Source organism: Mesorhizobium sp. M0968, from assembly GCF_040319065.1.
In the GTDB taxonomy this organism is placed as follows: domain Bacteria; phylum Pseudomonadota; class Alphaproteobacteria; order Rhizobiales; family Rhizobiaceae; genus Mesorhizobium.
On the sequence record NZ_JAMYNL010000010.1, the window covers coordinates 34,865 to 49,647 of the forward strand.

The 14,783-nt window shown below is 57.6% G+C and carries 12 protein-coding genes and 1 pseudogene; 5 read left to right on the forward strand and 8 right to left on the reverse strand.

Annotation, left to right across the window (positions count from 1 at the left end; all coding sequences use genetic code 11):
* Window positions 1–41: 41 nt before the first annotated feature.
* The 5 genes and pseudogenes from NKH67_RS18875 to NKH67_RS18895 form a co-directional block, all read right to left on the reverse strand.
* Window positions 42–2,291, reverse strand: a complete 2,250-nt coding sequence (locus NKH67_RS18875; protein ID WP_353031497.1) for a N,N-dimethylformamidase beta subunit family domain-containing protein — start codon at window positions 2,289–2,291, stop codon at window positions 42–44.
* Complete coding sequence (locus tag NKH67_RS18880) at window positions 2,288–2,605, reverse strand: N,N-dimethylformamidase alpha subunit family protein (protein WP_353031499.1); 318 nt, start codon at window positions 2,603–2,605, stop codon at window positions 2,288–2,290. Before NKH67_RS18880 ends, NKH67_RS18875 begins: the two co-directional genes overlap by 4 nt.
* Before the next feature lie 6 nt (window positions 2,606–2,611).
* Window positions 2,612–3,937 carry a 4-aminobutyrate--2-oxoglutarate transaminase gene (gene gabT, locus NKH67_RS18885; protein ID WP_353031501.1) on the reverse strand — a complete coding sequence of 442 codons (1,326 nt, stop codon included), beginning with the start codon at window positions 3,935–3,937 and terminating at the stop codon, window positions 2,612–2,614.
* 660 nt (window positions 3,938–4,597) lie between these two features.
* Complete coding sequence (locus NKH67_RS18890; protein WP_353031503.1) at window positions 4,598–5,293, reverse strand: class I SAM-dependent DNA methyltransferase; 696 nt, start codon at window positions 5,291–5,293, stop codon at window positions 4,598–4,600.
* 368 nt (window positions 5,294–5,661) lie between these two features.
* Window positions 5,662–6,523 (reverse strand): annotated as a pseudogene (locus tag NKH67_RS18895) (transposase); the annotation flags it as partial.
* 601 nt (window positions 6,524–7,124) lie between these two features.
* On the opposite strand from NKH67_RS18895, the gene NKH67_RS18900 reads away from it, so the two are divergent.
* The 3 genes from NKH67_RS18900 to NKH67_RS18910 all read left to right on the forward strand — a co-directional run bounded on the left by NKH67_RS18900 (window position 7,125) and on the right by NKH67_RS18910 (window position 10,438).
* On the forward strand, window positions 7,125–8,168 hold the full coding sequence (locus tag NKH67_RS18900) for an isopenicillin N synthase family dioxygenase (protein WP_353031505.1): 1,044 nt from the start codon (window positions 7,125–7,127) through the stop codon (window positions 8,166–8,168).
* Between the two features lie 156 nt (window positions 8,169–8,324).
* Window positions 8,325–9,662 (forward strand): M24 family metallopeptidase, encoded by a 1,338-nt coding sequence (locus tag NKH67_RS18905; protein WP_353031507.1) that lies wholly within the window; start codon window positions 8,325–8,327, stop codon window positions 9,660–9,662.
* A 326-nt stretch (window positions 9,663–9,988) separates the two neighbouring features.
* A complete protein-coding gene (locus tag NKH67_RS18910; protein WP_353031509.1) occupies window positions 9,989–10,438 on the forward strand; it encodes a GNAT family N-acetyltransferase in 450 nt (149 codons plus the stop codon).
* 278 nt (window positions 10,439–10,716) lie between these two features.
* Here the strand turns inward: NKH67_RS18910 and NKH67_RS34180 are convergent, their stop codons facing one another.
* The 3 genes from NKH67_RS34180 to NKH67_RS34190 form a co-directional block, all read right to left on the reverse strand.
* Window positions 10,717–11,142: a hypothetical protein gene (locus NKH67_RS34180; RefSeq protein ID WP_502893766.1), complete on the reverse strand. Its 426-nt coding sequence runs from the start codon at window positions 11,140–11,142 to the stop codon at window positions 10,717–10,719.
* 162 nt (window positions 11,143–11,304) lie between these two features.
* Window positions 11,305–11,643, reverse strand: coding sequence for a hypothetical protein (locus tag NKH67_RS34185; protein ID WP_502893767.1), 339 nt, complete (start codon window positions 11,641–11,643; stop codon window positions 11,305–11,307).
* 311 nt (window positions 11,644–11,954) lie between these two features.
* Window positions 11,955–12,500 (reverse strand): DUF5372 family protein, encoded by a 546-nt coding sequence (locus NKH67_RS34190; RefSeq protein ID WP_502893768.1) that lies wholly within the window; start codon window positions 12,498–12,500, stop codon window positions 11,955–11,957.
* Here NKH67_RS34190 and NKH67_RS18920 point away from each other — a divergent pair.
* Both NKH67_RS18920 and NKH67_RS18925 read left to right on the forward strand, forming a co-directional pair.
* Window positions 12,499–12,681, forward strand: a complete 183-nt coding sequence (locus NKH67_RS18920) for a hypothetical protein (protein ID WP_353031511.1) — start codon at window positions 12,499–12,501, stop codon at window positions 12,679–12,681. The genes NKH67_RS34190 and NKH67_RS18920 overlap by 2 nt on opposite strands.
* 622 nt (window positions 12,682–13,303) lie before the next feature.
* Window positions 13,304–14,299 carry an isopenicillin N synthase family dioxygenase gene (locus NKH67_RS18925; protein WP_353031513.1) on the forward strand — a complete coding sequence of 332 codons (996 nt, stop codon included), beginning with the start codon at window positions 13,304–13,306 and terminating at the stop codon, window positions 14,297–14,299.
* The last annotated feature ends 484 nt before the right edge of the window (window positions 14,300–14,783 follow it).

Below are 14,783 nucleotides of genomic sequence, written 5' to 3' on the forward strand. Positions count from 1 at the left end.
TCTACACGCCGAAACACAATGGCGGGATCGGTGGAGCCCGCTCACCAATCCGAACGAGGTAACGGAAACGGTCTGGGATCGCGGAAGCGCTCAAGCACGTTCCGCGTCACCCGGGAGACATCGTTTTCGTAGTCGTCGATGGGCAGGCTCATGCACCAGGAAATGGACCCAACGGAGAAAACCGCTCCGCCGCCTGAGGTTTCGAAAAATACTATGTCCGAGCGAACGTTTTTGTTCTCAGTCCCACCAATCATCCAATGCATCGCGCCGAACTCTTCCTTAGCCAATAGCATGTTGTCGGTATGGTCGGTTGAGGTCGCTATGGCCACAGCATGTCTTGGCGATCCCAAGGCCGGATCGTAGCGATCCAGTTCTTGTCCCGCCGCCCCGTTGCCGGACAGGCCATAATCCCCGAACTTGGGACCTTTGCTGATACCCTTGAAAACAAAATCGACGCGGGGATCGCTGCTGCCTGGGCCCCACTGATAGTATGAACCCGACATGAAGCCTTGCGCGCAAAAGCCAATTCCAACGAGTTGGTTGGGGGTTCGGTCCTGGCGACGCCACATCCCGCCGTATTCGCCCGTCGTGCTCATGAAATATTCGCCCGCTTCAGCCGACCAGGCGCGAGAACCGTCTTCGGCGCGGCGAACTTCGATCAGGCCAGGCAGCGTTGGATGAAACGCCGTCCTCCAATAGAACCCGTTGCCGCCGAGATACATCAGACGCCCGCCTCGGCCGAGGTGGGTCTTCAAGGCATCCCACATTGCCAAGGACACGTATTCGGGATGGCATCCCGTCAAGACGACACGATAAGGGGCGAGAATGCTTTCTCCTTCGTTGTGGAGGTCTTCGTCCGTGATGACGTCTGCGCTGATGCCTAGCGCATCGAGCCAACCTGTCAGGTAGCCGTCACCACCGAACCTCCAATATTTTGCATTCGGCGACATGGTTAGGACCGGTCGTAGACGCGACGAGTAACAGACGCCGCTTCCGTCGGTGTGAAGATCGTACAGCGACTTTCCGTATTCCGGGTTCTCATCCAGGAAAACGTCATCTTCTCCGAAGATCAGAAGGCCGCCCATGCTCATCTCGTCGAGCGGGTCGCGGGCAATGAGCGTCTGGTTGGCATAAGCCATGTAGGTCGCCGTCGAGGCCAGGTAGACCACATCCGAAGTGGCCTGCCCCTTCGGCGGCCGCACGAAGAATATGATATAGGCTGGGCTTGCGTGCTGAGCGTCGAGGCGGGCGGCATAGACGCCGCTTTCCAGTCCGTTCGGGACCGTGAAGGCAAAGTCGGTCGACCACCCGGCGTCATAGAGGTCGTCGTCGTGAAAATGGATGGCGCCATATTCGCGTGGCGCGGTTCGCCAGTCATGGAATCGACCGGTCCAGTTGTAACCCTTCATGGCCCGGGTTGGCATGTTCACCAGGCGACCGTCCAGCCCGTTGCCCGAGACATCCTTGAAGATGTCCGATCCCTGATCGATGCTGAAGTCCCAATCGGCCGAAACGCACTCGTTTAGCCGGGCGATGTCGGCGTCGCCGCCAAGCGAGGCCATCTCCTCAACGGAAAGGGCACAGGCGTGAAGTTTCGGAGAATCGATCTTCCCGTTGTAATGCCCTCCCGCCAACAGCAATCCATCGTCACCGGACGCCTTGTGGGCAGCGATGAAGAAATGTCTTTGCGCGCCGTTCCCATGAAAGGCAGCAATATCAAACTGGCGGGTTTCCGCGGAGCCGAGATCACCGATTTCACAGCGGGGGCTCTGGTGTAGAACTACCGTGCGATCTTTTGCACTATAGCTGGCAGCAACCAATCCCCACTGCCGCTCAAGCAAGGGCGTGGACAGACTGGCGGAGGAAACCTTCCCTTCACCATCACCCATCAGGAACGTCAATCGACCCGTCTCGTCGATCGCGAGCGCAAAACCCAGGCTGCGGCTCTCGTCCCAAGTACCCGCGATTGTTTGACGCCTGGTTCCAGGCAGGGTTGGCCAGAGCCAGGTCTGGAACGTGAAATCCTCTAGTCCGGAAAACGCGGTGGCATGGTCCACGTAGCCGTAAGACCCAGTGTGGATCGGTTGCCGTCGGGCGGGATATTCCCCGTTGAAGGCCGCCTCGACGTCCCGTTCGATCAAGCCGGCCGTACGCGGATGCTCCTCAGTGGTGATGAGCCGCACCAGTCGAGCCGAGAAGCTCGAGGCGGAACCGTGCGAACTCACCTTGAATTCAACAGTGTCGCCCGGCTTGGCGCTTATAATGTTTGCGTAACCAGACAGCGTCCTCATGCTTCAGCTCCGTCCGGAAGCTCAGTTCCGAAATGTTGACGCCAGCGTCGGCGGAACACGTACCACTCCGCCTCCGCCAGATCCTCAAAGATGATGTCCTCATGTTTCGTCATGGGACGGCCGGGTATCCCTGTGAGAGTAACGAGCATCCAACTGCGGTTGGGCCGGATTGAGAACAAGGCGTGCTTTCCGGCGATTGGAAGGCTGCGAAACATGCGCAGAAGCTTCTGCAGGTTCGGACTGTGATGCCCGAACGGTGCACGACGGAATTCACTTGCCAGTGCAAGTGCCTCCGAGGGATTTGCAAAGTTCATGAGTTCTCACCTGACCTGATCTGCTGCCTTTGCGGGGGCAAGCTCACTCTCGAGCGCGACGTCGATCGAGTCATCGATGATGCCCAGGGCTTCGTCGACGAGCGCATCCGACAGGACCAGCGGGACAAGGAAGCGGATCACGTTGAAGTGTCGGCCGGCCGATGCGAGCAGCAAACCGCGATTGGCTGCTTCCTTGATGACTTTGGCGGTCAGGGCGCGCGCGGGCTTGCGGGTTTCTCCATCTTCGACCAGTTCGGCGCCGATCATCGAGCCCAGCCCACGGATGTCGCCAATCACCGTGCGGTTTCTCTTCTTCTGAATCCGCTGCAAGCCAGCCGTGAGACGCTCGCCGATCTCACTTGCGCGGCCAAGCAGGTTTTCCTCCTCGAGGACATCCAGCACGGCCAAAGCAGCCGCACATGCCAACGGATTGCCCGCATAGGTTCCGCCCAGGCCGCCGACGGCAACGGAATCCATGATCTCCGCTTTGCCGACGATTGCCGCAATCGGGATGCCAGCTGCCATGCTCTTGCCCATCGTGATCAAGTCAGGCTCGATGCCGGTATGTTCTATGGCAAACAGGCGGCCGGTTCTCCCGAAGCCGGATTGCACCTCGTCGGCGACAAGGACGATGCCATGCTGATCGCAAAGGCGCCGGATACCTGCCATGAACTCAACGGGCGCGGGGATGAAGCCACCTTCACCCAGAAGCGGCTCGATGAAGATCGCCGCGACCGCACTCGCCTCGATCTCGGTTTCGAAGAGCGTGTCCAACTCCGAAAGGCAGTGCTCGACGCTGACGCCCCGATACAGATCCGGATAGGGGGCACGATAGATGTTGCCCGGGAACGGTCCGAACGACTGCTTGTATGGATTTACCTTTCCCGTCATCGCCATCGTCAGCAGCGTGCGGCCGTGAAATGCACCACCGAAGACAATAATGCCACGCCGCTTGGTATAGGCGCGGGCAAGCTTGACGGCATTCTCGACAGCCTCTGCCCCGGTCGTGACGAGCAATGTCTTGGCCCGCCCGCCCACCTTGCAACGCTGGTTCAACCGCTCAGCTACGGCAAGGTAACTTTCATACGGAGCGGTGCCAAAAAAGGTGTGGCTGAACTTTGTAAGCTGGGCCTGTATGGCAGCGACAATCTTCGGATGCGAGTGTCCGACAGCGAGAGCACCCATTCCACTCAGGAAGTCGATATATCGCCGCCCCTCCACATCCCAGATCTCTGCACCTTGAGCCCGCTCGACATATATCGGAAAGGACCACGAGCCCCCCGCCGAAACAGCCGCATTCCGACGCTCGTCCAAAGCAATATTCGACACCATTTAATTACCTCCAGTTGGATTGCATCGAGACGCGCCAGAAAACCACGCCTATTCGCCAGAGCTTCGCGGGATGAGACTGTCATTCTTTGAAACTGGATTCCGTGGGCCCGTCTCAACACTCACCTTTTCCTTAGATCTGCTTCCTTAGATTTGCATCGTCCATTGCGCGTGCCGACGACCTGTTTGACAGAAGCGCTGTGACTCTGCTTCGGAAGCGCAAACCTGCCCCTAATGCGGCAGGCTTAACATCGGCACCCCGCCTCCATCGGTGGGCCTACTGGATGGATTACTTCCGACCTTTTGGCGGAACCCTGGGGATCGGCAGGTTGCTCATGAGATCCACATTTTTATGTCGGCGTCGATCCACCCCGGCGCAACTCCGTTGCAACGGACGCCTTCGCTATTGTCGTGAGGCAGTGGATACCGGACCGGCTTTGGAGGTGCAGTAGGCCGCGAGTTTCGTATTGGAGCCCCGCCCTTCGATTGAGCCGACGTTGACGATGGTGCTGCTCGCCGACTGTAGGTGGAGGCGTACATCGATGCCGCACGACAGCGCTCTCTCAGGGGCCGTCTGGATTCCGCGATTGATCGTGCCGTCATGTTGCACTACTCCGTTATCGACGTTGCCGTGTGTCGGCCCGCCAACGAATTGTGGAGTCTCTATACCTCTGGTGAGCTGGCCTTTTCAGGTATCCGGAAAACCCAGTAATGAGCGTCCTCCTCCGTGACGTATCTGCCGTCGTTCAGACAATGTGTCAGCACGAGTACACGCGCGTCCTGCAGATGCTTCACCTCGTCTGCGAAGCAAGTGGCATCCGCATAGCTCCTGCGGGTGTTTGCGATGATGAACCCGTTCGGGCGCGTAACGCGGGCTAACTCACGCAGCCGGTCTGGTTGGACATGCCCGAGCGTGAAGACGCCGCAGCATACCGTGATATCATAGCTCGCCGAGTATCCGGAGAGCGGCACGCTAAGATCAACATCGCCTCTGACATTGCGGTAAACGCGAGTTTCCCGGGCCTTTTCGGCCATCTCCTCGGACAGATCGAACCCGTCGATCAACCGGAATCCGAGGCGTTCCAGTTCCACTCCGACAAGGCCTGTTCCACAGCCGACATCCAAAATTGCCGTGGCTGCTCGTTCCTTGGGCAAATAGGCCATTTGTACAACAGCTGCGAGTTCCGCCACGATGATCGGCCCGCAGTATCCGTATTGAACAACGTCCAGATCGTAGGTGCTGGCCCATTGGCGATAGAACTTGGCTAAGCGATCGGCGTTGCCATCGAGGCCAAGGACCTCCTTGATGCGCTTGTGTGCGGTGTGCTCCAGGGCGGTTTGTTGATCAACGGTATTCATCACAGCTCCTTCGCACGTAAGCAAGTGTTCCTCGTCGGCTGTGGCCACTTGCTACCCAACAGGGCTTCAAAATTCGTGCCAACAAATGAAACTGGTAAGCTCTTCCGTTGGACCAAGTCCGCCGATGACAGCCCCTTCCGCATGCAAACCATCGAATCGCTCGAACTTTGAGTTAAGATGCTCGGCGAGAAAGGAACTGTTTTGAGCGATTTGGCCTAAGCAAGAACGAGAAAATGCCTGGAGGAGCAAAGGGTCGCGAACGACACAAACTGAGAGAAAGCCGACAGAAAAGCCGACAGAACGGGTGCGTAATCCCCAAGCAAGCCGGACAGAGCTGGCGTGACGATGTGAGCACCTCCACGTCGGCAAAAAAGGGCCTCGGCATAGCCGCGCAGCTTGTGATTGAGCGCGCGGCGGGTGCGGTATCGTCGGCGGCTTCATAAATGAGACGTTGAACGACCTTGTTGCCTGGCAATCCGAAGAGATAGTCGATCGCAATGTTCTCGCACCAGGCCATGACTTGCGCCCGGCCCAAGTGACCATCGCTGCGGACCAGGTTGCGGGTGGTCGGCCAGCGGTGCGGATGCGCCGGATAAGCCGCCGCAGATGGCCGCGGATCTCCTTGCCCGCCGAGGTCTTGCAAGGACCCCGATCATGGCGACCGGGCGTCCCGTCTCAGCGTCGTAGAATAGGATCGGCAGTAAGCAACGCTCGTCGCAGTGGGCGTTGAAGTGCGAGAGCTGCTGATGGCCGTGAATCACATCCACCGTGTCGTCGATATGAGCGTTGCGCTTGCGGGCGACGCGGCATAGCTCGACAGCTAGATATCGAACAGAACCCAACCGAGCAGCATGACAGTGCGCAGGTCGGCAGGTTCTCCAGGCGCGAGCAGGTCGGCTGCGAGCAAAGACCAATCCCGCTGTCGGGCAGCCGCCGGGGGAGCTTAACGGCCGGGTCGATACGCAGTCGGTGATGTCGTTGCCAATCCCTTTGCTGCACGCGATCGCAAAGATGGGCGCGCGCACAATGTGGGCCATCGCGCATCACCGCTTTGGATCGAGCGGATCGGGGCTCGCGGCGGCCAGCCTGTCAGCCAGTTGAAGGCGTCGCTCGGCCGCGTCCAAAAGCGTGACGCCCATCCCAGGTGTTGCGTCCGCCGTCAAACGCAGCTGTGATCTTCTTGCGTCCAACGACTGGAAATGAAAACGGCGCGAACGTATCGTCGGTCATGGCGGTGGCTCGCCAGTGAGGTCGCAGGTTGGCTTAGACAACCGAATCCTACGCTAAATCATTCGTTTCGGCTGCATCCACCAGCCTCTCAGACTTCATAGGATCTGAATAGCTCGCCTGTCCGATGATCACCGCCTCTCACCCAATGCCCTCCGAATTTTCTTCGGAGTCAGCGAATCAGGCCGTGCCGGTTTTTTAACAGCTTACTACAATTACAATAAGGATTTGTTCTTTACGTTACCTAGACTTCACCTTGATGAAATCATGTTTATCTTGATCGTTCGGAATGTGGGAACTAGTTTGGCCAAGTTCGCACATCTGCCGCTTTGCAAATGCGCGGTGTCGGCCACAAGCTGACTGGCAACCTCTGGGCCAAGAGACTGGTCCTGAAAAGCCGAGCCCCAACCTTGGGAGATCCGAAGATGGACGATCTTGGGTTAGTAAGTATTCGGAACCCGGCGATGCCTTGTTCCAGCGGCGCTCACAGGCGACGCGGATAGCGGAAACGCTCTCGAGCTCGCTGCTGCCGAACGGCAGCCAGTCTCCCGCCACGCGCAGCCTTGCAGCCAAATATGCGCTATTAAGAAATGGGTGAACTTCAATGACGACATCAGATTTGGTCCAGCTCGACGACAGGCTTCATGCCCAGCGCGAGACATTCGACAGACTCCCAATTATTGACGTTGGTCCGTTGCTTGATGGAACAGATGCACGAAGCGTGGCGAAGGAATTTCGATGGGCGCTAAGCAATGTCGGTTTCATGTATATCAAGAACCACGGCATATCAGAGAAGTTACTGGCTGAAATCTTTGCGCAGGCTCGGGCTTTCTTTAACCTTCCCGTCGAAGAGAAGATGAAACTGCACATCAGTAATTCCGGGGTCGCGCTGCGCGGTTATATCGAGATCTTCGGCGAAAACACCGATCCGTCAAAAACTAGGGACTTAAAAGAGTGCTTCGACATCGGCCCCGAGCGGCCGAGTGTCGATAGCCCGTTCTTTGGGCCCAACCAGTGGCCGGCCACTCTACCCGGTTTCAGGGAGGCTGTTTTCACCTATCACGAGGCCATGAAGGAGCTATCGATAAAGATTCTGAGGGGCATAGCGCTCAGCCTTGATCTTCCATCAGATTTCTTCGAGCCGCGAATGAAGGATCCCATTACGTCTCAACGCTTGCAGCGCTATCCGCCACAAACCGGCCTCGTGGACGAGAGGATCATCGGCATCGGAGCGCACACCGACTTTGGTAACCTAGGTTTTATCGCCCAGGATAGCGTCGGAGGGCTTCAGGTGATGAACCGAAATGGGGTCTGGGTCGAGGGCACGCCGATCCCTAATACTTTCGTCGTCAACATCGGCGATTTGCTGCAGAAGCTGACCAACGATGTCTATCTCGCGAACCTGCATCGAGTGGTGAACACTTCCGGGCGAGAACGCTATTCGATACCGTTCTTTATCGACGCCGACCCTGACGCTGTCTTCGCGCCTTTGGAGAGTTGCGTTTCCGAGGCCAATCCGGCGCAATACCAGCCGATCACTTGCGGGGCATACAAGTTCGGAAAATACATCAAGCACTTCCCTCATCTGAGAGGACGAAACGGGTATGGAACCGGTCCGCTCCCAGTCACAGAAGGCGAACCGGAATAGTCAACTCAATCACATTACGAACGACTGAAGAACTCCGCAGCAGGGTACGAAATCTTCGCTGACGGTGCGATCGCACGGGCCGGCCCTCACCTCGCTTGAGTTGCCGACGATGCCGGGCGCGTAAGGCAAAGTGACGTTGGAAAAGGCAATGCTAAAATGTCCTCTTTTTCTATTGTGAACCGCAAAATTGATCCGACACGTAAGGAAATTGCTCTGAAACCCGACGGGAGCATCGACGACAACGATCGAGTGGAGATCGGGCCGACGGACCTAGCCTTTGCCGAGTGGTCGGCACTGGGTCTTACACCGCCGAGCCTGGACCGCATGCGTAAGACGCGGCTAGACCGTATCGTCCAGCAACTGCGCCAACGCGATTATACTGGAGTGCTGTGCTTCGATCCTCTGAACATTCGATATGCTACTGATTCTTCGAACATGCAAATCTGGATCATGCACAATACTTCCCGAGCTGTTTTCGTATCGGCGGACGGCCATGTCGTTCTATGGGACCTTCGCGGGTGTAGTCCGCTATCGGGGCACCTCCCGCTCATCAACGAGATCCGAGAAGGGGGGGCTGGCTTTTACTACTTTGTCGCCGGGGACGAAGGAGAGGCCATCGCAACGGATTTTGCCGGGCAGGTAGATGAACTGCTGCGCCGCTTCGGCGGCGAAAATAGGCGTCTGGCTGTTGACAAAATGGAGATCCCGGGCCTGCGCGCATTAGATGTCCTTGGCATCGAGGTTTGCAACGGCATGCAGCTTATGGAGCATGCGCGGGCTATCAAGGGGATAGACGAGATCAACGCGATGCGCTGCTCGTTGGCTACTTGTGAAATTGCAGTTTCCAAAATGCGCGAGCGTTTGCGTCCAGATATCGCCGAAACGGAGTTGTGGTCTGTTCTTCATGCTGAGAACATCGCCCGCGGTGGCGAATGGATCGAAACGCGCCTTCTTACGTCCGGCCCTCGTACAAATCCGTGGCTGCAGGAAGCTGGGCCACGACGGATTAGAACGGGAGACCTGGTCGCATTCGACACCGATGTTGTCGGGCCTTACGGCATGTGTGCGGATTTCTCCCGAACGTGGTACTGTGGCGACGGCCGAGCGAGTGACGAGCAGCGAAGACTCCACAGTATAGCCTATGAGCACATGATGACCAATATGGCCATGCTCAAACCTGGCACATCATTCACGGAGCTCACGGAACGCAGTCACAGACTCCCCGCGGAATTCGTCGAGCAGCGCTATGGCGTCATGATGCACGGCATCGGCCTTTGCGACGAATACCCTGCCATCCTATATCCTGAAGATTTCATCCCAGGAGCATTCGACTATGTGCTCGAACCGGGGATGACGCTATGCGTAGAGTCATACATCGGCGCCGTTGGCGGGCACGAGGGCGTTAAACTAGAAGAGCAGGTGCTGATCACCGAGAACGGCGTCGAAAATCTCACAAAATGTCCTTTTGATCCAGCTTTGATGAGCACAGCTTGAGGCACGGCCGATAGGCACGTCCGCAGGTCGACAAGCGATTGTGATGTCATGCCAGACGCTGCTTTGATTCAACGCTGCCTTCAGGAGGCGGACAATGGCGCGAGCGCTGGGGAGGTTCTAGGGCATTGGCCGACTTTGCGCGCAAAAACATAGCCTAGTTCCTGAAGCTGGATTAGCGGGAGAGCATTGCAAGTTAGGAGCACTGAATCGCAACATCATCCCTGCGAATGTAATGATTTAGCTGATCGGCATAGCCGCCGGTCATAACCAGACTGGGGAAAACCTCGGTCGCAGTTATTTCCCGTTCTTTTCATTTGAGGATCGCCATGGCACTTGAGATCAAGGATGCGCGTCCAGAGCATGAACATGCCTGGCGCAAACTTTGGGACTGTCACGTGCACTTCTTCAGGATGACGCTCGATCCCGAGGTGACTGCGATCGCCTGGAGGCGGATTATCGATCCCGCCTCGCCGGTTAAGATGCGGGTTGCCGAGCAGGATTGTACGCCTGTAGGCTTCGCTATCCATATCCCCCACCCTTCGTCGTGGGTCAAGAGCAATGACTGCTATCTTGAGGATCTTTATGTTGACGAGCATTTCCGCGGCTCCGGCATTGGCCGGGCGCTCGTTGACGATCTCGTCGCAGTTTGCAAAAAAAATGGCTGGGATCGGCTTTACTGGCATGCCGACAAGGACAACGTCCGTGCCCGTAGACTCTATGATTCCTACGTCAAGGAAGATGGGCACGTGCGTTACCGGATGCTAATCTCAAAGTAAGAGGTATTATGCGCCAACTTGATGGAGGAGTGGAGGATGCCGGCCGCTGCCGTTCTGTTCGACGAGCGCTTCGTCCGACGATGACCACCCCCCGCGAACAGAACTCCTGAGCACCACTACGGTCTCGCCAATGTCATGTACCATGGTTGGGCATTGCCTGCAGCATAACGTGACATGCCGATACCAAATGTTCGGATCTTCGTGCTTCCCAATTTTGCTGCGCCATGCTCAACTTCAAGGCGTCGATTGCCGGCGCGCAGGCGCCGCGAGCAGCTCTATCAGCGCCACAGGGATCCGAGTGTCGGCGGGACATCTTCCATAATCCCGGCCATCCCTACACAAGAGGCGCTGCATGAGTGCGATCCTGGCCGGATCACTTCCAGCGCGTCGGCGACCAAGCGGTTGTCCGGATCGACCTTCAGGATAGCCTCGACGGCAAGTTCAGCCTCATAGCGGGCGCGTGGCAACTGCGTGCCGTGCAGCGCCGCAGCCTGCTCCACACGCTGGGTGATCTCGTGCTGCACGGCAAGCGCGACATCGATCGCCGCCGGCGCGATCGCCTTCAGCAGTAGCGCGCTTACCGCCTCGTCGACCGGAGCGCCGCGCACGCATTGGCAGTGCTTGCCGGCGTGCCGCACGACGGCTTCGGTGCAGACGTAATACGGGCGCAGCCGCCCCTCGAACGGCTCGTAATGGACCGGCATGCGTGCACCGCAGCGGCCGCACAACAGCCGTCCCCTGCAACAGACCGCTGGCCTGGTGGGGCATGCTCAGCGCGGGTGAAAAGCCGGCAGCGTTCTGCTCCAGGGTAGTCTGATTCCGCTCGTACTCAGCCCAGGAAATGTAGCCCTCGTGGGGTTCGGGTATCAGAACCTGGCAATCGGTATCTGGAGGACGGGGGATTGGTCGATCTCGCTCCACAGGACGTCGCCCCCTTGCCGATGCTGCGACGGATACGCCCGGGAAAGACGATCTTCTCGCCGCGCAGGCGGCGCACGACGGCGCAGGCCGAGCCGGTCTGGCGGGGGGTATTGAACAGGAGCCGCACCGTGTCCTGGATCTGTCGGTCGGATCGAGCACGACCCGCACGTCCGGGTGTAGACCAACCCGATCGGCAACGGCATCTCGAGCTCGCCGCGGCGCGCCTTGTTGAGGATGCCGCCTTGCAGCCGCGACTTCAGGGTGTGCAGTTCGGCCTCGCTCATCGTGCCCTTCATGCCGAGCAGGAGGCGATCGCTCGGATGAGGAGGTCATAGACGCCAATCCTCATCGACGACGGCGCCCACGCGTCCTTCGCAGATTGCAGCCAGCAGCTTCTCGAAGCGCGGCCGTACGATCCCCGAGCCGGAGCGGGTGAGATCAGCATCGATTACCTCGACGGCGCTCCGTCCGAGAGCTCGAGCACGATCGGCGAGCGCATATTTGGCGCCGACGGCGCTTATGATTGTTGTGGACCTGATCAGCCGTCGACTGGCGCATATAAACGAACGCGCTCCGAGCTAAGTGTTCAGACGTATCATGGTAATTGCCGTCCTCCTCGCCAATCCACTCTCTGTTCTCCTCTCGTGGCGCCTAAGCTGCCGCTTCGACCAGAAGAAGCTGGAGCAGTGGCGTCAGCGTCTTCCTCACCCAGAGCGGACGCTCCGCCGGCAACCTGGTTGGTTCGAATAAATCCCCTTGGCTGCGTCTCTGCTCCTTCATCTGCGGCTCCTCGCGTTGAGAGAGAATCCTCTCTGAGCCAGGTTACGTGCGCGCTGACCAAAGCGTGAAGTATGTTGAGCTTCTGAAGCGGAAGCTTCGGATGCTGGACAAGTTCGCATAACAATCCAGCCGCGTTGGCCATCCAGGCAGGCAGCAGAGCCAAGGTGCGATCGGGTTGGCGGATAATGAAACGATCGGCGCCAGCATGCCCACGGACACCGACCACAGTGACGAAACCTCCCGCGCGTGGATGAAAGCGATATGTGATCCGAACCTCATGCGCCGGACACCCGGCAGTATGACACTTTCGAACGAACGTCGGGAAAAGCTGGCTGGCCTGCGCGCTCGGCCCTAAGGGCATGCAGCGAGGATTTCTCGGTCGCGTACCCCCGCGTGCCGCGCCTCTTCGCCTCGCTCGTCTTGCCCGCGGAGACGGCCGTTACGCACTGCTCAATAGCCTGACAAAAACCGACTTGCTGATCTTAGATATTGGGGGCCGGAGAAGCTCAACGACGAACAACGCCGCGATCTTCTGGAAATAGCGGCCGCTTCGACAGACCTGCATAGTGATTTAGGTGAAATGGCTCTCACAATCAGCGAAATGCGCAAACGACCTGCGGGCCCGCGCTCCGCGGCGTCGTCAACGTACAGCAGTGTGAGGTTCTACAATCCGAAACTCTTGTAGGGTTGTAGTCAACCATACAGGCCTAGTTAGAGCCAACCTGTTATCATGCCTCAGCCCAAATAGCGGAAAACATTCATAAAAGTGTTTTTTTCACGTCCCCTTTGGTCAATTGGCACGAGGTTTGATGTCCTCATCTGGCAGTTAGCAGCAGTGTAGGACGGGCCGCTGCTCATCACGACCTCCTAAACGCAGGAGCTGCCATGAACACTTGATCAGCAGACGGCACTGGAGCAAGCCGCACGCAAGCACATCAAGGATTCCCACGCCCTCGGCGGCGACGCCGGTCGCTTAGACCACTTCTACCGCGGATGGGCCAGTTCCTACGATTTGGGTCTGGCCGATGGGTACTGCGGGCCGATGATCGCGGCCGAAATGGCGGGGACCACGTCACGTCTCCCGACGCTTTTCGCGTTGCGACGCTCCACGAACCACATCGTCGAAGCGATGCTCCGACTCCCCATTGTTAAACAGGTGTACTTATGTCCAAGGATTTCTTAGTCAGGCTAGACGACAAATTGAAAGCAAAACGCGAAAGCTTTGATAAAATACCATTGGTCGATATAGGCCCACTTCTCGATGGTACGAACAAAAAAGCGGTGGCTAGTGAAATACGATGGGCGCTGTCCAACGCCGGTTTCATGTATGTAAAGAACCACGGTATTCCGCAGGATTTGATAGATTCGGTTTTCCGTGTCAGCCGGGAGTTCTTTGATTTGCCATTATGGCAGAAGACCTTACTGCACACTAGAAATTCCGATTTGGCTTTTCGCGGATACATTGAGCCGTTTGGAGAAAACACCGATCCCGGAAAGACGAAAGACCTTAAGGAGTGCTTTGACTTCGGACCTGAACGTTCGGTGTTGGAAGGTCCGTTTTTCGGTCCTAACCAGTGGCCCTCAAATTGGCCCGAGTTTCGGGAACTGACATACGGATACCATCAAAGGATGGTGGACCTCGCGAAAAAACTTTTGCAGGGAATTGCGCTCAGCCTGGACCTGTCGGAAAGCTATTTCGAGAATTTCATGCGGAACCCGATCAGCGTCCAGCGCCTGCTCCACTACCCGCCGCAGAGCGGCCATGTTAGCGAGGACATGATCGGAATTGGCGCCCACACAGACTACGGTAATTTGACCATCCTGGCACAGGATGACGTGGGCGGTCTTCAGGTCCTGAACCGAGATGGCGATTGGGTAGAGGGCACACCGATCCACGGTACTTTCATAATCAACATCGGGGACCTGATTCAGCGGCTCACCAACGATGTCTACCTGGCCAACATGCATCGCGTGGTGAATAGCTCAGGGCGCGAGCGATACTCAGTCCCCTTCTTTATCGACCCTGATTTCGATGCGATCATAGAGCCGTTAAAGTCATGTGTCACGGACAGCAACCCACAGCGCTACCAGCCGGTAACTTGCGGCGAATACATGCTCCGACGTTTCGCAGCAAGTTACGCTCACTTGGCCAAAGCGTGAGCAAGGCCGCAGGCACCTATCCCAGACCGCGAAAGCTGGTGCACACCTGGTCATAGAGCTGCCCGCCAGGCTTTGTCAGCTGCACTCCTCGATTCTCGGGCTGAGAGACGCAAACGGCGATGCTTTGGTCGCCGTTGGACTCCGGTTCGTACTAAATTGTGCGAACCGCCAGTTCGATGGCAGCTGGAATGAGTATAGACCGACGTCCCTGCGGCGGATTTCCTGTCAAATCGCCCCCACGTCTTCGCCATCCACGGTCTAGCCACAAGCTCCTCCAGCAACGCTATGCGACATCTGGTGTCACGTTTGTCGGATCCGCTAAACACGCCTGGTTTAGCCGTTCTCTTGTTTGCCTCAGATAATGACCGAAAGGCATCACGAAATTTCTTCTTCGGCTCGATTGGCACGAAATTTGAGGGTTCGTGTTGCGGAGGAGCGGTCGCTGCTAGCGGCATTCATGTCGGGGAATGGTCCGAAGGGAGGA

Excerpts from the sequence above, each read along its gene's own strand:
- NKH67_RS18880 (WP_353031499.1), bottom strand. The coding sequence starts at position 2,605 with ATGAACTTTGCAAATCCCTCGGAGGCACTTGCACTGGCAAGTGAATTC.
- NKH67_RS18890 (WP_353031503.1), bottom strand. The coding sequence starts at position 5,293 with ATGAATACCGTTGATCAACAAACCGCCCTGGAGCACACCGCACACAAG.
- NKH67_RS18905 (WP_353031507.1), top strand. The coding sequence starts at position 8,325 with ATGTCCTCTTTTTCTATTGTGAACCGCAAAATTGATCCGACACGTAAG.
- gabT (WP_353031501.1), bottom strand. The coding sequence starts at position 3,937 with ATGGTGTCGAATATTGCTTTGGACGAGCGTCGGAATGCGGCTGTTTCG.
- NKH67_RS18875 (WP_353031497.1), bottom strand. The coding sequence starts at position 2,291 with ATGAGGACGCTGTCTGGTTACGCAAACATTATAAGCGCCAAGCCGGGC.
- NKH67_RS34185 (WP_502893767.1), bottom strand. The coding sequence starts at position 11,643 with ATGAGCGAGGCCGAACTGCACACCCTGAAGTCGCGGCTGCAAGGCGGC.
- NKH67_RS34180 (WP_502893766.1), bottom strand. The coding sequence starts at position 11,142 with ATGCCGGTCCATTACGAGCCGTTCGAGGGGCGGCTGCGCCCGTATTAC.
- NKH67_RS18910 (WP_353031509.1), top strand. The coding sequence starts at position 9,989 with ATGGCACTTGAGATCAAGGATGCGCGTCCAGAGCATGAACATGCCTGG.
- NKH67_RS18925 (WP_353031513.1), top strand. The coding sequence starts at position 13,304 with ATGTCCAAGGATTTCTTAGTCAGGCTAGACGACAAATTGAAAGCAAAA.
- NKH67_RS18900 (WP_353031505.1), top strand. The coding sequence starts at position 7,125 with ATGACGACATCAGATTTGGTCCAGCTCGACGACAGGCTTCATGCCCAG.
- NKH67_RS18920 (WP_353031511.1), top strand. The coding sequence starts at position 12,499 with ATGCAGCGAGGATTTCTCGGTCGCGTACCCCCGCGTGCCGCGCCTCTT.
- NKH67_RS34190 (WP_502893768.1), bottom strand. The coding sequence starts at position 12,500 with ATGCCCTTAGGGCCGAGCGCGCAGGCCAGCCAGCTTTTCCCGACGTTC.